The following is a 22,688-nucleotide window of genomic DNA, read 5'->3' as shown; positions in this document are numbered from 1 at the left end:
AGCTTCCGTTGGCGTTTCAGTCCACTCATGTCCAGGGAGCTAAACAGAGGGAAGATCACTTAAACTCACAGCTGATCGCTGCCGAAGAATCTGCGTTGTCCTTACTTAACGCCAAAGGTACAGAGAACTCTCCCGTTCAACCTCGCATTGGCGTGGGAGCCGTCATCCTCAACGAACGTAATGAAGTCCTTTTGGTTTGGCGGAATCGTCAGCCTGAACAGTACACCTGGAGTATCCCTGGAGGCAAAGTCGACCCATACGAATCGCTGGAAACGGCGGTCATTCGGGAAATTAAGGAAGAAGTCGATCTGGATATTGCCATCGACAAGCTGCTCTGCACCGCAGAGACGATCCGACCTGAACAACAGGAACACTGGATTTCCGTCCTCTACTCGACTCGAGTTATTAGCGGCATTGCTCGTAACCTTGAAGAAGGCGGAGCGATTGGTGAGATCGGTTGGTTCCCGCTGGATGATCTGCCATCGCCGCTCGCTAGTTTCGCGGTGCCTGGTCTGGAAGCTGCGAAAAAACTCCATCTCTATTCTGAAGATTGAGATTGGAAAAACTAGTTTCTCATTATGGTTAGACAAGTCATATGAAGAATAACAGCCGCCGAACTCCTCTCTCTAACATAAAGGGGAGCTTGGCGGTTGTTTTCAGTTTTCTGCGCAAATTCCTTCTTTATGGTAGTCTCAGTACGTGTATACATAACTTTTTTCCAAAATCAAGAACCGTTTGGACATTTCCACGGTCTAATACGCAACAACATCCATGAAAAGGAGGAGCCATGTGACCCCTGCTCAACTGACCATCGCCGCACAGAAAGGGGATGCCGAGGCTTTTGCAGCCTTAATGGAGATGCATCAGAGCCGACTGTACCGGATCGCTTATGCCTATCTGCACAATGAGGGGGATGCGCTGGAAGCGATACAGGAATCCACCTACAGAGCTTATCGAAAGCTCAAGAAATTAAAAGAACCCTCCTATTTCGCCACTTGGTTAATCCGCATTCTGCTGAACTACTGTGCGGACGAACGCAAACGCAAAAGCCGATTCAGCCATGTTACCGAAATTCATGAACCCAGCAGCTGGGACCGGCCCGAAGATCCCGATCTTGCCGCAGCCGTCTCTGCGCTGGACCAGGATTGCAAACCAATTATTATTCTGAGTTATTTCGAAGGTTTCTCCTTAACAGAGGTCGCTGATATTCTCGAAATCCCGACCGGAACCGTAAAATCCCGACTGCATCGGGCACTCGGACAGCTCCGGGACCAACTTGAAACGAAAGGAGATGTAACATCATGAGCGATGAGATGAAGTCATTTGAAGCCCTTGAGCAGCGTCTGAATGATCGTAAAACAGAGTACGACGCCATGCCTGTACCAGATGCCGAAGCATATCAGGCTGTACAGGCTGGAATCCGTCAGGCTGCGCGCAAGCGCAAGTCCCGGCTGCGCTGGTATATGAGCTCTATATCGGCAGCCGCGATCATCCTCGTGTTTACGGGATGTATTCGCGTCTCCCCCGCCTTTGCGTCCTTTGTGGAGCAACTGCCGGGCATGGAGGGCATCGTCAGCATGATTCGCCAGGACAAGGGGTTAATGATGGCCATCGATCAGTCCCTCTTGCAGAAGGTCGGTGTGACCGATGAGCATGATGGGGCTTCAATGACCGTGGACAGCATCATTACAGACGAGTCACGTATGGTTATTTTTTACACGATGAAAGGCATGAAAGATCTGGAGAAGGGTGGATATGATATAGATTTGCTTGATAAGGATGGAAAAAAACTACCCGTTGGGTTTAGTTATTCCTCCCCTAAGCCGGCTTCAGAAGGTGGCGTTTATGAGGATAAAATCGATGTCTCATTCACAGAATCTTTACCACCACAAGAGCTGACCGTTGTATTTAAGGAACGAGGTAAGCAATCGCATAATAAGTGGAAGGTCACTTTCTCAGTGGATCGCAGCTTAACGAAAGGCATGAAAAAAATCATTCCCATAAACCAAATATTGACCGTGGACGGGCAGCGTATTCATGTAAAACAGGCCGTTCTGTATCCCACTCGCCTTGTACTTGATATCGAATATGATCCGAACAACACCAAAAAGATCTTCGGGATCCGTGATCTGCAGTTGGTAGATGAGCAAGGCCGAGCATGGCGAACGGATTCCTCCTCCATCTCAGGCTCTGGAAGTTCCGTCTTTTTCGAAAGTATGTACTTCTCGACTCCGAAAAAACTGACGCTGCAAGGATCTGGCCTTTCAGCACTGCATAAGGATGAACTGGTTATCAGCATCAATCTATCTTCAGGTGAAATACAAGGTGGCCCATCAAGTTTGAAATTCCTGAAAAGCAAGGCCCAGGGCAAAGATCTGGTCATCGAGTTTTCAATCGCAGACTCTCAAGACGCCATTTCTGGGCTGTCATTTACCAATATCAAGGACAGTAAAGGAGCGCCACTGGATATTAAGGAAATAGGCTGGAGCCCTTCCGTCTCTGAAGCAAGGATTGTCATTAAAAATGCAGCCGCAGCCAAGGGAAATCTGACAATGGAAATATTCTCTTACCCTGAACAAAGTCGATCACCATTTTCTATCGAAATTCCAGTGACTCCCTAAAGGAAAGTGAGCAGCCATAATAGCAAGCCACATGAAGTAGTCATGCACTATAATGAAAATATCAACCAACTACAATTAAATAGATATGTTCACAGGAAAGGGTGTTTTCATAATGATTAACCGTTCGATCCGTTACCCGCAACCACTCGCTCCGGGAAATACCATTGGCGTGGCTGCACCATCCAGCGGTGTAAGTGAATCCTTGCATCATTACCTTGAAGAGAGCAGGCACAACATGGAGCGCCTTGGTTTTGGTGTTCAGGAGAGCCCATTTCTACGGCATAACGCCAAATGTGTAAGTTCTTCCAAGGAAGATCGCGCTGCCGAGATCAATGCATTTTTCCGTGACCCAGAGATTCAGGCTATTATCCCTCCATGGGGTGGAGAATTCCTTATGGATATTCTGCCCCTGCTGGATTGGGAAGCCTTGAAGACGCTGCCGCCCAAATGGGTTATGGGATATTCAGATATCAGTACCTTTTTATTTGCATACACCCTGATCACCGGAACGGCTTCAGCACATGGTACGAATTACGTGGATCTAAGATCCAATGAGCTCGATCCGGTGACCGCACGGTGGATTGATGTATTGCAGACTGCCCGGGGAGAGCAGATCACTCAATCTTCCTCCACTCATTATCAATCGGAATGGAAACCTGAGTTATCCAGGTTCAATCTGGATACTCCTTCTCACTGGAAACAGTTGGGGCAGCCTCAAGGAGTGAGCTCGCAAGTTACATTCTCAGGTCGGTTGATCGGCGGCTGCATGGATACAATCACCTGTCTGATCGGGACGCCTTACGCACCAGTTGAAGCGTATCTCGATCAATATTGCGCAGAAGAAGGAACGATCTGGTATCTGGAAAGCTGTGAGATGAATGCAGGTGATATCTACCGTCATCTGTGGCAGATGAGACAGGCCGGCTGGTTTGCTGGCGTTAAAGGCTTCATGTTTGGCCGACCTGCTGGTTATTCGGATACAGGGGATTTCAACTTCACCGATGCTCTGTCTTCGGCTCTCGGAGATATGGATGTTCCCGTAATATATGATGTAGATCTTGGCCACATCCCGCCACAGTTAACCTTTGTGAATGGCGCGCTGGGCAATGTATCTTATGAAAATGGGCACGGAAGACTTGAGATGGCATTTGTGTGATCACCTTTTGTAGGCAGATGCATACCTTGAAGTAAGAAATTATTTTGAGGAAGGGTTGTGCATTATGTCTGAATCCGCATCCACACCGTCCGCACGGGTCGTATACCAAGCCAATCAACCAATGCTCCAATCCGTGCAAAGTGTGCGGAATATGCTTCATCATACAGCCCGGCAACATGTAGGCAAGAAGGTGCAAGTCCAGAATATCGATGGTCAGGTATGGGAAGGTGTCATTATCAGCGCGGATCGGGGGATTCTGTATCTCCAGGTTACGCCGATGCATGGATATCCTGAGCCACGTGCCTTGTTTGGACCAACGATTCTGCCACTCGTGCTGTATGAGCTGTTGGTCATTACGCTGTTGATGTAGTTGTTTTTTGTCTCTGTTGTGCCTAATCCAAGAAGCTTCGCTCTCTAAGACCGGTCAGGCCTCAGGTGCGAAGCCTTTTTTGGTTATAGAAGTGATTGGGTTATCATTTTGGTGTGAATGTATGCATTAATCTCTGCAACCTGGATGACTTCCTATCGTTCGTGCGGTATGTTTCCTTGCTAACGTGTGAAATATGATACAATGGTGTCGGCACCAAGCCTTATCTCATATGAACGGAGCTTGATCCGGTTGGAATATATCCCTCATGATCCTCCACCCGTGCCTCAGTCTGAGACGGAGCTGGTTGGGACAAATCATACTGAACAATCCCGCGTGATTGCAATCTGTCTATTGGCAGGCAAAATCATGCTGCAAAGCGGCGGTGAAACCTATCGTGTGGAAGATACGATGAAACGCATGGCTGCCGCGCTGGGCCTTCCCCATTCCCACAGTTATGTTGTGCCCACAGGTATCTTCTTCTCGGTTGATGCAACCGAGCCTGCCAAGCTGATACGGATCTCTGAACGAACCACGGATTTGCACAAGGTATCCGAAGTAAACGCTGTTTCCCGGCGAATTGGACAAGGTGAACTGACCGTTGAAGATGCCTATGCATTGTTACAACAAATTGAGGGACAGCCCTCCTCCTATTCTGCGGTTGTGCGGCTTACTGCGGCAGCGTTATCCAGTGGGTGCTTTACCATTATGTTTGGTGGAGGCTGGGTCGACTTTCTCCCTGCTGTTCTCTGCGGTGGTATTGGCTATGCAGCGGTCATTGCCTTCCATCGACTGGTACTCGTGAAGTTTTTTGCCGAGCTGACCGCTTCATTTGTCATTGGCCTACTCGCCTTTTTGCTTGTCTATATGGGTGCGGGTCATGAACGGGACAAAATCATTATTGGCTCAGTCATGCCCCTGGTACCAGGACTGCTGATTACCAATGCTGTGCGTGACCTCATGGCCGGGCATCTCGTGTCCGGGTTATCCAAGGGAGCCGAGGCGTTTCTGACGGCTTTTGCGATTGGGACCGGCATTGCTGTTGTTTTTTCACTTTTTACGTAAGACGGAGGAGTTGCAGGTTATGCTTCATTTTATTGAACAAGCCCTGACCAGCTTTGTCGCCTCGGCCGCATTCGGCATTATTTTCAACGCTCCTCGGCGCATGCTGCTTCACGGTGGATTTGTCGGCATGATCGGCTGGATGATCTACATTGTGCTCGAATATGCTGCGGATGCAGTTCCTGCTACACTGGCAGCGACCATCGCGGTAGGTGTGATCAGCCAACTGTTCTCCCGCATGTTTCGCGCACCCGTCATTATCTTTAGCGTGGCAGGTATCATTCCGCTCGTTCCCGGTGGACTGGCGTATAATGCTATGCGTAATTTTGTGCAAAATGACTACGGTGCTGCCATGGAGATGGCTGCCAAGGCACTCATGTTATCCGGTGCCATCGCGATCGGACTTGTATTGTCCGAGGTGTTGAACCAAATGATTCGTCGTTTACCCGAATCGTTGCGAACGAAATCCTAACAGTAGATGAATATAATATCACTAAAACGATAAAGACCCGTTGGAGACAGGGTAAACACTGTCCTTCACGGGTCTTCCATATTTCCAGCCAATGTTGATTCGGGATCATCTCATTTGCAGTGTTTTCATCGTTCCATTCATTTATTCGATACTGTACGATCCATAAAGCAGAAATCCCTCATGTCTGTTGGAAAATCCTTGTCCATTGGTGTACATTAAACCATTCTATTTTATGGCAAAGCAGGCTTCATCACCGACGCAAATAAATCCGCCGCCACACCACTTCCCGATCTCATATAATGCTCTGCATCCGTTCGATCAAATCCCATCCAGACTGCCGCCGTCCACTTGTTGGTGTATCCTACAAACCACAGATCCCGATTTGCCTCTTTACTTACACCAGGTAATGCAGCCTGCGTTGTTCCTGTCTTCCCCGCTACCTTATGCTGACTCAGTTGTGCCCGGCTACCTGTTCCTTGACTGACCACATCTTGAAGCATGCCGGTCATGGCCATTGCCGTGCTGGTGGAGATCACCTGCTTGTTCTCTGGTTTAAAAGCATAGATTGTCCGACCGCGTGAATCCGTAATTTCACGAATTAGATGAGTCGTATTGAACTTGCCGTTATTGGCAAAGACGGAATATGCCTGGGCCATTTTCAGCGGAGACACCCCTTTGTGCAAACCACCCAAGGCGATCGACAGATTGAGATCCTCCTTACCCAGTTCAATGCCCAATCGACCTGCAAATTGATGTGCGCGTCCCAGTCCTGTCTCATGCAGTAGCCATACGGCTGGAGCATTAATGGAACGTTCAATCGCTTGCGACATCGTAACTGTACCTCTGTAACGCCCACCCAGATTGCTCGGTTGATAACTCCCATATTTCATTCGTTGATCAGGCAGCATGCTCTCAGGCCTAAACCGACCGGATTCCAGTGCAGGTCCATATGCAATAATGGGCTTGAATGCAGAACCAGGTTGCCTGGCATCTGTGGTTGCCCGGTTGATGCCTCCTTTAACGGGGGCGCGCCCGCCCATCATCGCCTTCACTTCACCGTTATGCTGGTCCAGTATGACCATACTCGCTTGCACTTGCTCATCCTTGCGATCATCGGCGAACCGGGAAGATTCGCGGAATGCTTGCTCCATCGCCAGCTGTGCTTGATCATCCAATCCCGTACGAATGGTCCAACCTGCGGATTGAATCTCTGCTCCACTTTTGCCTGTGAGACGGGAAGCCTCCTCGATCACCGCATCCAATGCAGACACGTAGGCAGGCACTGGCGAGCCTGGAGTCGATACCGAAGTTGAATTAGGCGGTGTATAATCCACCCTTCGTGCTTCCTCCATCTGCCCCTTTGTAATGATTCCTTGCTCATGCATGAGGCCAAGAACCACAGAACGCCTCTCTTTGGAAAGGTCTTTCCGATCCACCGGATTGTATATGGAAGGTCCTTTGGGAATTCCGGCCAGCGTAGCCATCTGCCAGATCTCCAGCTGATATAAATCCTTAATCCCGAAGTAGCGCCAAGCCGCTGATTTAACCCCGTATTGCTGACGTCCCATATAAATATGATTCAAATACAGCTCCAATAGCTTATCCTTGCTAAATCTCTTTTCCATCGCCATGGCAATCGACATTTCATTTACCTTGCGAACCAGCGTTTTATCTCCGTTCAAGTACAGATTTCTGGCCAGTTGCTGTGTAATCGAGCTGCCTCCCTGACTCAGGTTCATATGTAAAACATCCTGCACAACCGCCCTGCCAATCCCGATAAAATCCAGTCCATCGTGATTATAGAAACGTCGATCTTCCGTAGCCAGAAACGCCTGCTTTAAAAGCTCGGGCATATCCTTCAAATCGGCATATTCCGAATATCCCTTGGTTTGAACTTGTGACCTCGAAATTTCTGTTCCGTCCGCATTGGTAATGATAGTGGAAGAGGCCACCGAAATGGCCTCAGGATGATTGCGAAGTACACCTTCGCCGTAAGCTACTAGATAGATATAGCCGACCGCAAGCAAAATAACGATTACTACAGAGGCATCAAATATGTGATAGATTCCACGCCTTATGCTGGATCTCAACATTCAGGCTCCCTAAATACATGTGGAATGGAGCCTGGTTGTTCCTGCGGCTTCATTTCCATAGAATCCAGAGCAAGTTCCAGCCTTAACGTCTGTTCATACGCCAGCCTGACCCAGTGCTGAATCTCCGCTTCATCCCGGCAACGTCCTTCCATGATCGTATCAAGCGAAGAACGAACACCGTAGAGCGTCAGTTTAATCGGCAGATCGGCACTTATACGAACAGATTGTGATCCAACGAAACCTTCTTGAATACGTTGCTTATGGCTTCTCTCACTTTCTAACACCATTTGTTGTGTTACTTGTTGCCGGCTACTTCCATCGCCATACATACCAGAACTGATCCAATCTTCCCCTCTCGGCTCTTTATCTATCCAGTCATGGTCTGAACTGTTTAACCACTCTGCTTGTATACGTATGGCAACGTCATTCAGATTGGCAGCAATCTGCCGCAGCTCCCCGCCGTTCAACACTTCAATCTGTGCTGGAATTCGGCCATTTGCCAGTTCATGAGTTCCACGACCAATCACCTTGAGGTCATCTGCAATCTTCTGGGATCGAATCCAAAAAAACAACGCAAACAAACCACCCCCGATGAATATAACCAATGGCGTTGTACCGATATGGTTTATCACCCAATACATAACGCGAGTTAAACCCGTTCTCTCAGACAGGATATGTTGGTGGGCAAAACGTAACATGTGATAGACGACAAATAGGAGCGCTGCGCTAAGTAACGCGCTTGCTCCGCAAATATATATGTATCTCAGTCTGACTGTACGTAATAATAATCTCATATTCGGCATCCTCCTCAATTTTGCAGTTCATGTGTACGATTGAGGTTAAGAATACCGAATATTTCTTAATGAGGAGGTGGGTAACTTCTTATCATTTTCTTAATTAAGGACTTTGCATAGATGCTGAATCAAGCAATCTTTCTTACATTAGACGAGAATTCTGCCAGGTTATCACTATTCTTGTTCTCTGTTCATCGGAGCAGCAGTTACAGGGAAACGCGTAACAAAATCGGTTCGGCCCTGTTCACTATAGGCAGCGATACTCCCGTGATGTAATTCTATCATTGACTTGGCGATGGCCAGCCCCAATCCAGTACCGCCCGTATCACGAGAGCGGGATTTGTCGACCCGGTAGAATCGATCAAATAAATGGGGCAAATCCTGGGCCGGAATCGGCTCACCATAATTGCTGATGCGCACCACAGCTTCTTCACCTTCAAGAGACAACGCGATCTCCATCACTTTCCCCTGTGCTCCATAACGGATTGCGTTACTGAACAGGTTCTCATATGCACGAACAAGCTCCCCGGGGGCGGCCTGAATCCATAAAGGCTCTTGTCCACCAATGATCTTGTATGTCATCCCCGCTTCTTCCAGCATCGGAGCGAACTCTTCCGCAAGCTGCATCAGAAATGGATTCAGGTTCAAGGAAGTCAATGACAAGGGCAGGCTCCCACCACTGACACGGGTATATTCGAACAAATCGTCGATCAGCTTCCTTAATGTCAATGATTTCTCGTACGCTATGCTCACGTAATAGCGCATCTCAATTTCATCCTGATAGCGATCCTTCTCTATGTATTCCAAAAATCCGAGAATAGAAGTTAGCGGAGTCCTCAAATCATGAGAAATGCCTGTAATCAAGTCATTTTTGGCAGCGACCGCACTACGCTCCTCCTGCAATGACAATTGCAATTGTTCAGCCATCTGATTAATACTGGCAGCCACCACGCCAAATTCATCCGAGGTCTTCACCTCGATCCGATGAGACAGCTCTCCTTTGGCAACTTCCTGAATTCCCGCCGTAATCTCGTCCAGAACCAGCATCACCCTACGCGTGAACAGGAAAAAGAACAGCACAAAGCTAAGTATGCCAACTATAATCATTAATGGCACCGACCCAATATTGTTCACCAGCCACCTGATGCCCCTTGCAGGAATCGAATAATCAGGATAGGTCTGAGCCGCCAGAATGGAGTGTACAACTTTGCTGCCCCCATACAAAATAGCCGCCGTCAAAATGCCACTCAGCAAAAATGCGTAGATAAATTTCCACCTTACAGTGTTAATTAATTTTGAATTCATCTCGGAACTCCCTGCTTACGTCCTTTATCCAATGAACCTCATAGACGCACGTGCTTATTGTGATTTGATCATCTTATAACCAACACCCCATACCGTCTGTATGAACTTGGGATGTTTGCTGTCGAGTTCGATTTTCTCACGAATCTTGCGGATATGCACCATGACGGTGTTGTTGGATTCCATAAATTCCTCTTTCCAGACCTGTCTGTAGATCTGCTCCATACTAAGCACAGAGCCTTGATGGCGCGCGAGCAGCTCCAGAACAGCAAATTCACGGGGAGTCAGGCGAACAGGCTGCTCATCCACCCAGACCTCATGGGTATCGGTATTGATGACCAGATCGTCAATCACCCATTCATGCTCCTTGTTCTCCCGGCCTTCATTAAAGGTATGGTACCTGCGAAGCTGTGACTTTGCCCGTGCCACAAGTTCAAGCGGGTTAAACGGCTTGGTCACATAATCATCAGCGCCGATGCTCAGCCCTGTGATTTTATCCATATCCATGCTTTTGGCGGATAGCATAATGATCGGCATTTTCTGCTCTTCCCGAATTTTCATACATGTTTCGATTCCGTCCATATTAGGCATCATGACATCCAGAATAATCAGATCAATTGGCTCTTTCTTCAATTGCTCAAGCGCCTCGATCCCATCACTCGCTGTCAGAACCCTATACCCTTCATTGCCAAAATAAATCTCCATCAGTTTAATAATATCCTGCTCATCATCCACAAGCAGAATGGTTGCTGGCTGTGCCACGGCATTATTCCTTTCCATTCCATGAATCATTGATTGTTCAAAGTATACCACTAGGATATGAATCTGCGAAAATCATCGCGCGCGGAAAGGGGCAGAAACGTTTTTTCAGGAATAGTATACTTGTTCTACTTTATATAAAGTATGCTCGATAGTTGGGCAGAGATTAGCATCCACTTTGTAAAATTTAACTCGAAAGTATAAACTCTTTAAAAAGTTCTTTATATTATTTTTTTGCTTAAAAGCAGGATGGAATTCTGGATTTTTCTCCACATCACCAAACCGTTGAATCCATTGCTCTACATAAGACTGACTAAGTATTTTTCTATCTAATACACTAATTATGGATTTTACCATTCTTTCATCTTCCCCATCGGAGTAAACTCGGTCTGTTATGGTCATCTTTTCGTAAACCAAATCGAGGATGGTTAAGAGGTCATTTTGATCCAGCTCGGAACATTGGGCCAATTCGTCTAAAGCATCTGCTGCATGGGCTATGGCATGAGCCCAGCCTTTTTCCTCGACATACCCGCGGTAATCTCGCTCTTTTTGTACATTGTAAAACACGTTCTCTTTTATCTGATGAATATGCTCTCTTGAGAGAAATGGTGATTCTCTATGCCTCATGAAGAGGAGCGGTATAACTAGCATAGAGAACGATCGAGTAAAGACAGAGTCTGTATTTGTTTCACCAAGCCTAAAATGCAAATGGTTTTTATCCAAAACAACTGGTAGAAGTTGTTCTAGTTCGTTTGCAGTTAGAGAATTACCAGGAATCCAATTTGATAAGGTTGTATAAATTAGCTCATCACGTAGTTGGGCATCCAAAGAACCGATGTTAATCATCATTTCTTGTATCAAATGGAATGTATCGGGAGGTGCTTGGTAGCCATACTCTTTTATTAATATCAACTTTTCTTTTAAACTCATTTTACACGCCCCTACTAGAAATTTTTCTGAAATGAATTTTTTAAGCGTTTCTACTGACTATGTGGCATTTTGAGACGTTGGTTTTCTTTATGTAGTACTACAAAGTTCGTTTTCTTCGAATCCACGATTATCCTTCTCCTTGAAGGAGCCTGTCGTTTGGCCTGTTTAATCCAGCGATCCAAATCGGATGCAGTGAGGCCAAATTCCTTCACTAGATTCGCTCCTTAGGATGATAGTTTAATTCTACAAGCCCTTATTTTATTGTCCATCTTAGTGTTACTGATCCGGCAATCCCTATTATTAACGATAGTATCGTCGATCTAATCCCGGTTCAAACGTTGCTTGTTGCGGATAACATGCTCTATGTATTCTATCAAATCTTGTTCTTTATTCAGGCAGAACCTCGTATTATGGACCTGGGTATATCTATTCAAACAACGCTACTTTGGGCTCTATACCAGTCAGTGTCAGCATTGTATGCAGTTGGCCTCTGTGGTGATACACATGTCCCATGATCTCAAGCAGCCACTCCAGACGACTGTACGAAGCACCCCAATAGGAGTCAGTCACCTGTAATAATTCCTCCGTATTAAACTGTCTGTACCGATGATAGAGGTACATCTGATTCGCAATCAGCGCTTCCTTGATCTCACTCAATGTATTCGGCTGATTTTCCTCGTAAAACAAAGCCATCTCTTCTTCGGAAGCTCCCTCCGAAATATGTACATCTGCACGACAAATGACGGATAGATGAGAAAGCAATTCTCCAACCGGCCGTTTGCCTTCAATCGGAGTCAAAGCCAAGTCTTGCTCCGACAGTTGGTCACATAAATTGATTAATGATGTCACTGCCACATCAATATGTTTAAATGCGGATTGAATCAACAGACACACTCCCTTTTCATCCCATTATATAGAACATATGATCGCTAATCAACCATGAATTCCCACATTATATATAAACCAGCTATGCTCGAAAACCAACAATGACGAACAAAAAAAGTCCCTCCTCCCTCTTACAGACGGAATTTGGGACATTTTGTTGCTTCTATGATAACAAACATGAACTCAACTTGAATATAACGAACAATACGTTTGATCGAATCGTCCCGCGAGCAAGTCAGCCTTGCGAATGAAAAATTGCAGCTCCCCACAGTCCCACCATTGAAAACCGATAGCGTCATGCGTATCAATTTTCAATAGAAGCAGTGTATCCGAAAGCTCTTGTTGTGTCCGTTCCTCATCCCCGCCATAATGAGCAGTCAGCTTCTTCTCACACGACTGCTCGTCATAAGCATACTCTTCACCAAGTACGATCTGCAATAACGCCTGATGCTCTGCATCGGGATGCTGACCGTCAGGATATCCAAACATGCCACCCCAGTTCTGCGTACTCGGATGATTCCAATTGGACTCGAATTCAAGGTATCGGTCATATAGACCTTCCTCCCCTTCTACGGCTACTTTTCCACCAGACAGCGGAGCGGCGATTGCATTCAGAGCCAAAGAATCAATGTATGCATATGTAGGAAATTCAAGGTTAGGCAGCACTGTTACCGAATGCGCTACAAAATCGTCCTCATTCAGCGCGGTTTCGCCATCAGGCTCTCGCCTTGTCAGGTTATGAGCGTCCGGCTCGTAAATCACACGATGCTCAATATGATAAGCAGGTTCATCCACACCAATGAAAAAGTATAACATGCCCCGTTCGGGCAAACTCCCACGCCCATCATTTGGCGTATATGGCGTCAAGTCCACGAGATTCAACTGAGCCAGGAACGTCATGGGTACCCTATCCTGTGTCAAAGGCCATTTCATGTTCCCCGGCAGATCCGGATCTCCACCTACACGTGAATTTCCTGTTCTGCGATACTCATCCACTGTCGATACATCAAGGCGAATTCCCCAACGGCTTGAAGATAACAACAGATCGGCAGCATTACCCAATCCATATTCCTCAAGAGTTTTCCGGGCTTTTCTGGTCAGACGTTCACATTGTTCAGGTTTAATCATATAGATCCTCCCCTTCTGACAATACATCTATGGTGAGACATATTCAGGTTCACAACTGTATATTCTTCCGCTGACTCTTCTTTCCCTGCTTCTAGCGAAAAAAGAGACTGACATCCGCTGTCAGTCTCCTTCCTTATTATCCATTCGATCCATTCTTAACGATTCCGATTCGGTGAATCATCCTGAAAAGCCCGAATATGCTCCTCGCCATCCAGAAATTCATGCGACTGGTGTGCAGCCATTACACCATGATAACTAATATCCAGACCCAGATCTTCCTCTTCTTCCGTGGAACGGACAGGAACAATCTTGCCAATCAGCTTCAGACCGATCCAGGTCATGACAAATCCCCAGATGACCAAAGCCGTGAGGCCGAGCGCCTGAACACCCAGCAGCCTCCAGCCACCTCCCATGAACAAGCCACCATCGGTTGCAAACAAACCCACGGCAATCGTACCCCACATCCCGGATACAGCATGAACAGGGAACGCACCCACGGGATCATCAATCTGCCTGCGGTCCAACCAATTCGTTGCAGCCATCATGAGCAATCCGGATACCGCTCCGATGAATATCGCAGCCATATCACCGACAAAGGCACACCCCGCCGTAATACCGACCAAACCAGCAAGCGAGCCATTAATGACCGATGGTGCATCCGAACGATTGAAACGGAACAAGGTGTAGAGCAAAGTTACCGCGCCACCCGAAGCAGCAGATAACATCGTAACGATGGCAATGTGACCGATCCTTACATCAGTCGCGCTGAGCGTACTTCCTGCATTGAAGCCAAACCAGCCGAACCATAGCAGGAATGCGCCTACAGACGCTAGCGGCAAATTACTCGGAAGGGCAATAGCACTCACGCCAAGTGGCGTGTATTTGCCTTTACGCGGCCCAATAATAATCGCTGCGGCCAATGCAGAGAACCCGCCCAACGCGTGAATGACAGCGGAACCGGCAAAATCCTGCATCCCCAGCTTGCTGAGCCAACCGCCGCCCCATGCCCAGTGTCCACCAATTGGATAAATAATCGCCGTCATCAGTATGATGTACAGCAGATAGGCACGAAAGTTAATCCGCTCAGCCACAGCACCCGATACGATGGAAATGACGGCAATGGTAAATGCGGCCTGGAACAGCCAGAATGTTTCCAGTGATACCGGTACGTTCAGGTGAGACAAGTCCCCATTGAGGAAAAATCCGGTTATGCCTACAAAACCTCCGGCATCTGAGCCATACATCAAGCCAAATCCGATGGCATAGAAAAGCAATGTTCCAATCGTAATGTCAGCGAAAACCTTCATAATAATATTCACGCTATTTTTATAACGTACAAAGCCAGCCTCCAGCAGGGCGAATCCGCCCTCCATCAACAAAATCATGGCTGCACTCAGTACGACCCAGACCGTATCAATCCCGGAGCTTAACGTCTCCAAAGTCATACTTATACATCCTCCGTTTCCCTAAGCTGTCTAATCTCCCGGATCGTTTCGGGCGTAAGCTCGACTTCGTCCCGTTCGATGCTGTCCGGATGCTTGATTCGTTCAGCAATGCGGTCCAGTTCTCGTATCCGCCGCCGGATTTGTTCCATTTTGCGAAAACGTTCCTTCACCTGGACCATATATTCCACCGCCTGGTGATGGGATGCGGGGCGCCCTGCGAACCATTTGCGTACTGTAGACAAGGACTGATAAGCCACTTCTTCCGCACGTTTTTTTTGCTCGAATTGTTCAATTTTATGTTTAAGCGTTTCGATCTCATTTTCTTTTTTGACCTTGAGCTGTTGGATAAGGTACAATAAATCGGACGATGATATTTGCAATGCTGTATGGTGATATACCTCGTCAATTACTAACATATCATGTCAGGACTCCTTACATATCAAGTTACTTGTTATCGATTATAGAGTCCAGTAGCACTTAGCGTCAATCCTTTTTTTTGGCGATGGCATGATTTGAAATGGCTCGTTTATAAGAAACAGTTTCACTTATGACTTAGGTCTGCGACACGCCAAGCCATATTTGTTCTATGTAAGCAAAAATAACCTCCAATCCACGCATTGTGGATCTGGAGGTTTTCATCTATTTTGAAACATGGTTATAATTTTTTGCCCAAAATCGCCAAATCCCGGTTGACGCCATCCAGTACAGCTACTTCAGGGTAATACCCCCACTGTTCAAAGCCATGCTTGCGCAATAACCCCAGACTCGGTTCATTATGTCCAAACACAAAGCCCAGAATCGTCTTGATTCCAAGCGCAGGACAAGCGTCAAAAATGGTGTTCAGCAAACGTCCGCCAGCCCCAATTCCCCGGCACTGCTGATCCACATACACACTGACTTCCACCGTCCCATTGTACGCAGGTCGTCCATAAAACGAACTCAGGCTGGCCCAAGCTACAACCTGTCCCTCATGCCTCATAATCCAGAGCGGGCGGTGATCCGATGAATGCTCCTCAAACCACGGAATACGTTGTTCGACGGTCACCGGCTCCAAATCCGCTGTCACCATTCGGCTCTCAATCGTGGAATTATAGATTTCCACAATCCTTGGCAAGTCCTCACGACGCGCATACTCAATCTGCACACTATCCAGCTTCATGTCTACTCCTCCATCATCCAGATCAATTCTATCTTATGACGGTATTATAACGGAGGAAGGAAGTCGACGTCATCCCCCAACATTCGGGTCAACTCCACACTTACTCAGGCAATCCTTGAATTGTATTACCCCGAGTCATCTGCTGGGTCTGATCTGCCCAACGAATGTTGATCGCACGTGAATTGAATAGATCCGGACCGTCCGATACCTGGAAATGCAGATGAGCTTCACTGGAATTACCTGAGTTGCCCAGCTCTCCAATGAGGTCTCCCTGCTTGACTTTATCCCCTTTTTTGACCGCTACACTGCCTTCCTTGATGTGCCCCGTGATGCTATATTCTCCATGTCCATGATCAATGACCACATAGTTACCTGCTGGTTCTTCCGGGTTCATGACGCCTGGCGTATTGTCTGGAATATCGTTCTTGATCTCAACTATGGTTCCGTCCGCAGCTGCATAGAGCGGCTCACCAAAAGCGTAGTAGTTTTCATTCACCTTCGCATCTCCGTTGTAACTGAAAGCTTCTTTGGTTCGAACGATATCTAGCGCATAGCGCTGTGTTTCATGCTCGTAATGATAGTTCGACATCACATCGTTGCCTCCCCAGAACACAAACCATTCACCTTTCATAGGAAACTGGAATGCGGTTTTGGTGAACTTTTGATCCGTATCCTCATGGGGTTCCAGTGGCCGGATCAACAGACCATCAATTTGATTTGCTTCGGTAAAATAGGCTTGAATACCCTTTGTTCCTGTGTGATCCTTCCAGGAAAGCTCGGATAAATTGTTCATTTTTGCGTCCACCACTAGATCAAAGGAGGTTACTCCCTCAAGGAATTGGTCAGCAGACGTTTTGAACTGTTCAAGCGTTATTGCTTCCTTCATTTCCGGACTCATCTGACTATAAATGTCATCCTTGGAACCATGCATTAACGTATCGATAAAATTGTCGGGTGTAATGATGGCGCTCACCTCTTTACCTGAATTATCTTCCTGATGGGTACTCTCACTCGCTTCATTAGTATTTATCGTCTGTTCCTTGGACTTCTGCTCCGCCTGCTCGGATGTAATCGAGTTACTGTTACCACACGCAGACAGCATCACACAGGCACCAAGGGTAATGGCAAGCACTTTCCAGACTTTTCTGCTCTGTAATTTCTCAGGTGCCGCGTATTCGGATTCCAGCTGATTCTTCCCGCAATTCGAACGTTGCTCCTGTATCTCTCTTGTCTCATGCAGCCTGTTCATTTTCCAGCTCATTCTCAACATCCCTTCTGGTGTTCGTTATACTTTCCAGTTAAGTGTACAGAATGAATCTTATCCTTCGTCTAACCCATCCTTACATGTAGTTAAACTGTGGCGTCTGCTATGGCTTCATAATTAAGATTCCGTTAAGATAGCTCGCACACTACATAGCCCTCTCGGATGGTATGATTAGCAATAAACAAATAGGAAGCTCTAGGAGGTCATTTCACATCATGGATCACGTCTCCATACTGCTAGTTGATGATGAACAAGCCATTGTACATATGCTCAAAACCGTCTTGCTCAAAGAACAATTCGTAGACATCGACACCGTTACCACTGGAGAAGAGGCGATTACCGCCTGCCAAAATAAAACCTATCATTGCATCGTGCTGGACATCATGCTGCCTGGCAAAAGCGGACTGGAAATCTGTCCCTTTCTGCGGCAAGTGACCGATGCACCGATTCTTTTTCTAACTGCCAAAACAACGGATTATGACAAGTTAACCGGATTCGCTGTTGGCGGCGATGATTATGTCGTCAAACCATTTAATCCACTGGAAGTGGTCGCTCGGATCAAATCGCTGCTGAAACGTTATTTACCTACCAAAATGGCGACGACTACAACGGCGACTCCACTCTTTTCTGACGCAACTCCGTCATCTCCTGCTATGCAGGAAGGGGTATATGATTTTGGCCGTTTTCAAGTATTTGAACAAGCCGGTGAGCTTCAGGTTGAAGGGCAGCCTGTAACCTGTCCGGCTCTTGTGTATCAGCTGCTGCTCTTTTTCTGCAAGCATCCCAATCGTATTTTCACCAAATCGGAATTGTATGAGCGCGTATGGGGTTCGGAAGCCATCAGCGATGACAACACCGTTATGGTTCATATTCACCGTATCCGAGAGCGGATTGAAGCTGACCCCTCTAACCCTGCGTTTCTCGTTAATGTCCGGGGACTGGGGTACAAACTCATTCAGCCTAACCATGTGTCACGCGCATGAGTATTCGTCGCAGATTAATGACCCGGTTTATTGGCATGCTTGCTGGCGCAGTAGTTCTTATCATCTTGTTGGGTTCTGCAGCCACCTATTGGGTCGTTCAAAAGGTGAATGAAGTGAGCCTGGTGGATGACTTCGTTACCAGCGGTCTTGACCAATTGATTAATACCGCAGAAATCATGCCAGACGGTACGGTCCGCTATGATCCCAAGCTGCTGAAGCAGGTCGAAAAAAATCAGGGATGGCTGCAGGTTCTGGATGAGAAAGGCTACGTCATTGACGACTTCAATACGCCAGCTGATGTCCCGAAGCATTATAAACCCGGGGAGTTGATCGCATACTGGGAAGCCAAAAAGCCGTACCCGTACCAGATCGTCATGCTGATTCGGGAGAAAAACGGCGAGATGTTCACCTTGCTGTACGGCGAACGCAATCAGGCCAAGTTCTTACTCGATCAAGCCCGTCAGGATAGTCATTACAGCAATGGAGAGCTGGTGCTTCATCCCAAACAACAGGATGCGATTCGATCTGAAGGTGCCTATCTGCAAATTTTGGACGCCTACGGCCAGGAGCTTGCCTCCTATAACAAACCCTCTATAGGTGTTCCAAGCAGCTACAACATACAGGAACTGGTTTTGCGTATTCGTTATCCCAATCGATATGGAATGTCGACCGCAACCTTTTACGATGAACAGAATGGCACGACCTGGATGCTCATTATACCTGTCGATCCAACTGCTTCAGGGGATGAAAATCCCTATAATTTCATTTTGGCACCAGCGCTCATCGTGCTGCTCCTATCCGTTGTCATTTTGCTAATCCTGCTGGCCCTGTGGTACGCCAATCGTTTCGGTTCCCCCATGCTGCATATGCTCCAATGGCTCCAACGACTGGAACAGGGACATTATGAAGAACCCAAAGGCATCGGCGGCACCCCTCGCAGCCAGCGACGAAATGGCAAATGGAAGCGGAAATACCACGTGTATGCCGAAGTGCTTCGCTCCATGCAGGCATTATCCGCTACACTGAAACAAGACGAAGAGCTCCGTAAACAGACGGAATCTCTGCGTGAGGAATGGATCGCCGGAATAACGCATGATCTCAAGACACCTCTGTCCTCCATCCAGGGGTACGCCCATATGCTTGAAGCACAGAAATATAGCTGGTCCCCGGAAGAAGTGAGAGAATTTGCGGGCATCATGCTGGACAAATCCATGTATATGGACCGACTTGTGAACGACCTTGCCATGACGTACCGATTGCGCAGCGGCGGGTACCAGCCACCTGTGGAAGAAACTGACGTAAATACGTTACTGCATGATCTCGTCCAGCGTGCAGAACGCAACCCCGTATATGGAGAGGGGCGCATTGTGTTCCGGCCTGCGAAAATTCCGGTATACGGCCATGTGCATATTCCTTCGTTTGAACGTATTGTGGATAATCTGACCGCTAACGCCCTTCTGCATAATCCAGCGGAGTCGACCTTGACCGTTAGTGTGCATCCGGGTAAGCAGGCAGGTGAGTTCAGTGTTCATTTTGCCGATGACGGACAAGGAATGGACCCGGAGCTGGTCTGGAGGTTGTTTGAACGATATTACCGAGGGACGGATACAGGCACGTCCGATGTTGGATCAGGGCTTGGCATGGCAGTTACGAAAGGGTTAATCGAAGCCATGAAGGGTCGAATTGAAGTACAATCGACTTCTGGTGAGGGTACTTCAATTCGATTAATATGGGATGGACAATCAGAACATGGGTAAAAAAACATTCCGCTTGACCTTTTCAATTTCAATCTATATAATCGACACTCAATAACACCTGTTCCAATATATTGATATGGACTTCAACGATATTAAGATTAATTTAATTGATATCGATTTTGCATATTTGGCGATGACCAGAGACAAGATTCCGTTTGCGTGCTGCCCAGAGAGAGAAGGGATTGGTGAAACCTTCTTCTGCGAACGGACCGGAATTACCCCTCTGCAGCCGTGACCTCGAACCTCAGCTTTTCAGTCTTTTTCCTGAATTCCGGACAAAGCTGTCAGTAGAGTTCACCGCCTGATCCCCGATAACGGATTCCAATGAGGGTTATGATGTTCTTGCTTGCGGCGGCTGGTCGTGTTTAGGAGCATTCATAACCAAATTAGGGTGGAACCACGAGCTGAGCGCACTCGTCCCTTTTCCGGGACGGGTGTTTTTTGCGCTTCAAATTTGAATATTGGAGAGTGGTTCACATGAGTAATCCGAATAAAAACAGCCAATCCAGCAACCAATCGCATGACCAACAGCAACCTCAACATCCGATTGAAATTCGCCTGCAAGGCGGAGCTGTACGTTCTTACAACGCAGGCATCACTGTAGGAGCGGTCGCCTCATCCATCAGCACAAGTCTGGGCAAACAAGCCATCGGCGGAATCGCAAATGGTAAAAATGTCGATCTCGACTGGGTGCTTGAGCAAGATTGCGAACTCGTCATCGTTACTTTGGACAGCGCGGAAGGTCTGTATCGTTACCGACACAGCACAGCTCATGTACTCGCGCAGGCTCTCAAACGCATCTACGGTGCGGAACAAGTGAAGCTGGGCATCGGACCTGTCATTGAAGATGGATTCTATTACGATGTCGATCTGGAACATGCTCTATCGATCAGTGATTTGGCTGCCATTGAGCAAGAAATGAACAAAATTATAAAAGAAAATGAAAAGATTAGCCGCCGGGTGGTTAGCCGTGAGGAAGCACTTCGCATCTTTGGAGAGATTCAGGACCCGTATAAGCTTGAACTCATTCAGGATTTACCGGAGGACGCTGAGCTTTCGATTTATGACCAAGGAGAGTTTTTCGATCTCTGTCGTGGCCCTCATCTTCCGTCCACTGGTCGGATCAAAGCATTCAAACTGCTGAATGTGGCTGGTGCATACTGGCGCGGCAACTCGGATAATAAAATGCTTCAACGCATCTACGGTACTGCTTTCCCGAGCAAAGCCCAATTGGATGAACATCTGCACATGCTGGAAGAAGCGAAGAAAAGGGATCACCGCAAACTGGGTAAAGAGCTTGAACTGTTCATGTTCTCTGAAGAAGCACCCGGTATGCCGTTCTATCTGTCCAAAGGCATGACTGTCCGTACAGAACTGGAGCAATTCTCCCGTGAATTGCAACTGCAGGAAGGCTATCAGGAAGTTCGCACTCCCCTAATGATGAACAACCGTCTGTGGGAGCAATCCGGTCACTGGGAACATTACAAGGACAATATGTATTTCTCGGAAGTGGACGATGCCACGTTTGCCCTGAAACCAATGAACTGCCCGGGACACATGCTCATTTTCAAAAATACACTTCATTCCTATCGTGAGCTGCCGATTCGCATGATGGAGTTCGGTCAGGTTCATCGCCATGAATTCTCAGGCGCTCTGAATGGCATGATGCGGGTACGGACTTTCTGTCAGGATGATGCGCATCTCTATGTCATGCCAGAACAGATCGAGGAAGAGATCAATCAGGCGATTTCATTGATCGGGCGCATGTACGACATCTTTGGTTTCGAGTACAACATTGAGTTGTCCACTCGCCCGGACGATTCCATGGGATCAGAAGAGCTGTGGGATCAAGCGGAAAGAGCATTGCAAAATGTACTTGATCGGCGCGGTGTGAAATACCGCATTAACGAGGGGGATGGTGCCTTTTACGGTCCGAAAATTGACTTCCATATTCTCGATGCACTGAAGCGCAGCTGGCAGTGCGGAACAATTCAGCTCGATTTCCAAATGCCCGAAAAGTTCGATCTCACTTATATTGGCGAGGATAGCCTGAAACACCGTCCAGTCGTGATCCACCGTGCCATCTATGGTTCGATTGATCGTTTCATCGGCATCCTGACTGAACATTATGCAGGTGCGTTTCCACTCTGGCTTGCACCCGTGCAAGTGAAGCTGCTGCCTGTGTCGGATCATTATGCAGACTATGCGCTTCAAGTTCAGAGCCAGCTGCGGGCTGCCGGCATTCGGGTAGAAACAGACTTGCGCAGTGAGAAGCTCGGCTACAAAATCCGTGAAGCTCAGATGGAAAAAGTGCCTTACTCGCTCGTACTCGGGGAAAATGAGAAAAATGCCTCATCCGCCTCGGTCCGTGCATACGGTCAGGGAGATCAAGGCATTCAGCGCATTGAAGCATTCATTGAGCTGATTCAGCAAGCTGTGAAGGCCAAAGCCTGAGCGCTTAATCAGGAATTGGCTGAAACTTAACGTTAGAGGCAGCCCGTTAATATGGAA

22 protein-coding genes are annotated in these 22,688 nt (G+C 47.5%); 10 read left to right on the top strand and 12 right to left on the bottom strand.

The window, feature by feature from the left end; genetic code table 11:
* Positions 1-95: 95 nt before the first annotated feature.
* From ACFVQB_RS13600 to ACFVQB_RS13570, 7 genes are all read left to right on the top strand, one after another.
* Positions 96-554: an NUDIX domain-containing protein gene (locus tag ACFVQB_RS13600; protein ID WP_379439772.1), complete on the top strand. Its 459-nt coding sequence runs from the start codon at positions 96-98 to the stop codon at positions 552-554.
* Positions 555-789: 235 nt separating this feature from the next.
* Positions 790-1,305, top strand: coding sequence for a sigma-70 family RNA polymerase sigma factor (locus ACFVQB_RS13595; protein WP_379439529.1), 516 nt, complete (start codon positions 790-792; stop codon positions 1,303-1,305).
* Positions 1,302-2,621, top strand: a complete 1,320-nt coding sequence (locus ACFVQB_RS13590; RefSeq protein WP_379439526.1) for a DUF4179 domain-containing protein — start codon at positions 1,302-1,304, stop codon at positions 2,619-2,621. The genes ACFVQB_RS13595 and ACFVQB_RS13590 overlap by 4 nt, the downstream gene beginning before the upstream one ends.
* 112 nt (positions 2,622-2,733) lie before the next feature.
* Positions 2,734-3,777, top strand: a complete 1,044-nt coding sequence (locus tag ACFVQB_RS13585) for a S66 family peptidase (protein ID WP_379439523.1) — start codon at positions 2,734-2,736, stop codon at positions 3,775-3,777.
* Between the two features lie 64 nt (positions 3,778-3,841).
* The gene (locus ACFVQB_RS13580) at positions 3,842-4,147 is read left to right on the top strand and encodes a hypothetical protein (RefSeq protein WP_379439520.1); all 306 of its coding nucleotides are present in this window, start codon (positions 3,842-3,844) and stop codon (positions 4,145-4,147) included.
* Between the two features lie 366 nt (positions 4,148-4,513).
* The gene (locus ACFVQB_RS13575) at positions 4,514-5,209 is read left to right on the top strand and encodes a threonine/serine exporter family protein (RefSeq protein ID WP_379439770.1); all 696 of its coding nucleotides are present in this window, start codon (positions 4,514-4,516) and stop codon (positions 5,207-5,209) included.
* Positions 5,210-5,228: 19 nt separating this feature from the next.
* The gene (locus ACFVQB_RS13570) at positions 5,229-5,678 is read left to right on the top strand and encodes a threonine/serine exporter family protein (RefSeq protein ID WP_379439517.1); all 450 of its coding nucleotides are present in this window, start codon (positions 5,229-5,231) and stop codon (positions 5,676-5,678) included.
* Between the two features lie 230 nt (positions 5,679-5,908).
* On the opposite strand, the gene ACFVQB_RS13565 is transcribed toward ACFVQB_RS13570, so the two are convergent.
* The 12 genes from ACFVQB_RS13565 to ACFVQB_RS13510 all read right to left on the bottom strand — a co-directional run bounded on the left by ACFVQB_RS13565 (position 5,909) and on the right by ACFVQB_RS13510 (position 17,434).
* Positions 5,909-7,771, bottom strand: coding sequence for a transglycosylase domain-containing protein (locus ACFVQB_RS13565; RefSeq protein WP_379439515.1), 1,863 nt, complete (start codon positions 7,769-7,771; stop codon positions 5,909-5,911).
* Complete coding sequence (locus tag ACFVQB_RS13560) at positions 7,765-8,565, bottom strand: HAMP domain-containing protein (RefSeq protein WP_379439512.1); 801 nt, start codon at positions 8,563-8,565, stop codon at positions 7,765-7,767. The genes ACFVQB_RS13565 and ACFVQB_RS13560 overlap by 7 nt, the downstream gene beginning before the upstream one ends.
* A 174-nt stretch (positions 8,566-8,739) precedes the next feature.
* Complete coding sequence (locus ACFVQB_RS13555; protein WP_379439509.1) at positions 8,740-9,870, bottom strand: sensor histidine kinase; 1,131 nt, start codon at positions 9,868-9,870, stop codon at positions 8,740-8,742.
* 54 nt (positions 9,871-9,924) lie between these two features.
* On the bottom strand, positions 9,925-10,647 hold the full coding sequence (locus ACFVQB_RS13550) for a response regulator transcription factor (protein ID WP_379439507.1): 723 nt from the start codon (positions 10,645-10,647) through the stop codon (positions 9,925-9,927).
* An 87-nt stretch (positions 10,648-10,734) separates the two neighbouring features.
* Complete coding sequence (locus tag ACFVQB_RS13545; RefSeq protein ID WP_379439504.1) at positions 10,735-11,556, bottom strand: DUF2785 domain-containing protein; 822 nt, start codon at positions 11,554-11,556, stop codon at positions 10,735-10,737.
* A gap of 50 nt (positions 11,557-11,606) precedes the next feature.
* Positions 11,607-11,768 (bottom strand): hypothetical protein, encoded by a 162-nt coding sequence (locus ACFVQB_RS13540; RefSeq protein ID WP_379439502.1) that lies wholly within the window; start codon positions 11,766-11,768, stop codon positions 11,607-11,609.
* Between the two features lie 214 nt (positions 11,769-11,982).
* Positions 11,983-12,450, bottom strand: coding sequence for a DinB family protein (locus ACFVQB_RS13535; RefSeq protein ID WP_379439500.1), 468 nt, complete (start codon positions 12,448-12,450; stop codon positions 11,983-11,985).
* Positions 12,451-12,624: 174 nt separating this feature from the next.
* Positions 12,625-13,569, bottom strand: a complete 945-nt coding sequence (locus tag ACFVQB_RS13530; RefSeq protein WP_379439498.1) for a DUF1963 domain-containing protein — start codon at positions 13,567-13,569, stop codon at positions 12,625-12,627.
* Positions 13,570-13,724: 155 nt separating this feature from the next.
* Complete coding sequence (locus tag ACFVQB_RS13525; RefSeq protein WP_379439495.1) at positions 13,725-15,014, bottom strand: ammonium transporter; 1,290 nt, start codon at positions 15,012-15,014, stop codon at positions 13,725-13,727.
* Between the two features lie 2 nt (positions 15,015-15,016).
* Positions 15,017-15,430: a hypothetical protein gene (locus tag ACFVQB_RS13520; RefSeq protein ID WP_379439492.1), complete on the bottom strand. Its 414-nt coding sequence runs from the start codon at positions 15,428-15,430 to the stop codon at positions 15,017-15,019.
* 239 nt (positions 15,431-15,669) lie between these two features.
* Complete coding sequence (locus ACFVQB_RS13515; protein WP_379439489.1) at positions 15,670-16,173, bottom strand: GNAT family N-acetyltransferase; 504 nt, start codon at positions 16,171-16,173, stop codon at positions 15,670-15,672.
* Between the two features lie 100 nt (positions 16,174-16,273).
* Positions 16,274-17,434, bottom strand: a complete 1,161-nt coding sequence (locus tag ACFVQB_RS13510) for a M23 family metallopeptidase (RefSeq protein WP_379439486.1) — start codon at positions 17,432-17,434, stop codon at positions 16,274-16,276.
* Positions 17,435-17,652: 218 nt separating this feature from the next.
* Here ACFVQB_RS13510 and ACFVQB_RS13505 point away from each other — a divergent pair, with 218 nt between their 5' ends.
* The 3 genes from ACFVQB_RS13505 to thrS all read left to right on the top strand — a co-directional run bounded on the left by ACFVQB_RS13505 (position 17,653) and on the right by thrS (position 22,631).
* On the top strand, positions 17,653-18,420 hold the full coding sequence (locus ACFVQB_RS13505; RefSeq protein ID WP_379439484.1) for a response regulator transcription factor: 768 nt from the start codon (positions 17,653-17,655) through the stop codon (positions 18,418-18,420).
* Complete coding sequence (locus tag ACFVQB_RS13500) at positions 18,417-20,177, top strand: sensor histidine kinase (RefSeq protein ID WP_379439481.1); 1,761 nt, start codon at positions 18,417-18,419, stop codon at positions 20,175-20,177. Before ACFVQB_RS13505 ends, ACFVQB_RS13500 begins: the two co-directional genes overlap by 4 nt.
* Positions 20,178-20,654: 477 nt before the next feature.
* Positions 20,655-22,631, top strand: coding sequence for a threonine--tRNA ligase (gene thrS, locus ACFVQB_RS13495; protein ID WP_379439478.1), 1,977 nt, complete (start codon positions 20,655-20,657; stop codon positions 22,629-22,631).
* Positions 22,632-22,688: the final 57 nt, after the last annotated feature.

This window comes from Paenibacillus sp. NPDC057886, assembly GCF_042796655.1.
Classification (GTDB): Bacteria; Bacillota; Bacilli; order Paenibacillales; family Paenibacillaceae; genus Paenibacillus.
The sequence above is the reverse complement of the archived record's forward strand: the minus strand, read 5'-3'. Positions and strand labels throughout refer to the sequence as shown.

Bases quoted from the DNA above. Each gene is read 5' to 3' on its own strand.
- ACFVQB_RS13560 (WP_379439512.1), bottom strand. From the start codon at position 8,565: ATGAGATTATTATTACGTACAGTCAGACTGAGATACATATATATTTGC.
- ACFVQB_RS13530 (WP_379439498.1), bottom strand. From the start codon at position 13,569: ATGATTAAACCTGAACAATGTGAACGTCTGACCAGAAAAGCCCGGAAA.
- ACFVQB_RS13585 (WP_379439523.1), top strand. From the start codon at position 2,734: ATGATTAACCGTTCGATCCGTTACCCGCAACCACTCGCTCCGGGAAAT.
- ACFVQB_RS13570 (WP_379439517.1), top strand. From the start codon at position 5,229: ATGCTTCATTTTATTGAACAAGCCCTGACCAGCTTTGTCGCCTCGGCC.
- thrS (WP_379439478.1), top strand. From the start codon at position 20,655: ATGAGTAATCCGAATAAAAACAGCCAATCCAGCAACCAATCGCATGAC.
- ACFVQB_RS13520 (WP_379439492.1), bottom strand. From the start codon at position 15,430: ATGTTAGTAATTGACGAGGTATATCACCATACAGCATTGCAAATATCA.
- ACFVQB_RS13590 (WP_379439526.1), top strand. From the start codon at position 1,302: ATGAGCGATGAGATGAAGTCATTTGAAGCCCTTGAGCAGCGTCTGAAT.
- ACFVQB_RS13580 (WP_379439520.1), top strand. From the start codon at position 3,842: ATGTCTGAATCCGCATCCACACCGTCCGCACGGGTCGTATACCAAGCC.
- ACFVQB_RS13565 (WP_379439515.1), bottom strand. From the start codon at position 7,771: ATGTTGAGATCCAGCATAAGGCGTGGAATCTATCACATATTTGATGCC.
- ACFVQB_RS13500 (WP_379439481.1), top strand. From the start codon at position 18,417: ATGAGTATTCGTCGCAGATTAATGACCCGGTTTATTGGCATGCTTGCT.
- ACFVQB_RS13575 (WP_379439770.1), top strand. From the start codon at position 4,514: ATGCTGCAAAGCGGCGGTGAAACCTATCGTGTGGAAGATACGATGAAA.
- ACFVQB_RS13550 (WP_379439507.1), bottom strand. From the start codon at position 10,647: ATGGAAAGGAATAATGCCGTGGCACAGCCAGCAACCATTCTGCTTGTG.
- ACFVQB_RS13510 (WP_379439486.1), bottom strand. From the start codon at position 17,434: ATGAGCTGGAAAATGAACAGGCTGCATGAGACAAGAGAGATACAGGAG.
- ACFVQB_RS13515 (WP_379439489.1), bottom strand. From the start codon at position 16,173: ATGAAGCTGGATAGTGTGCAGATTGAGTATGCGCGTCGTGAGGACTTG.
- ACFVQB_RS13545 (WP_379439504.1), bottom strand. From the start codon at position 11,556: ATGAGTTTAAAAGAAAAGTTGATATTAATAAAAGAGTATGGCTACCAA.
- ACFVQB_RS13525 (WP_379439495.1), bottom strand. From the start codon at position 15,014: ATGACTTTGGAGACGTTAAGCTCCGGGATTGATACGGTCTGGGTCGTA.
- ACFVQB_RS13505 (WP_379439484.1), top strand. From the start codon at position 17,653: ATGGATCACGTCTCCATACTGCTAGTTGATGATGAACAAGCCATTGTA.
- ACFVQB_RS13555 (WP_379439509.1), bottom strand. From the start codon at position 9,870: ATGAATTCAAAATTAATTAACACTGTAAGGTGGAAATTTATCTACGCA.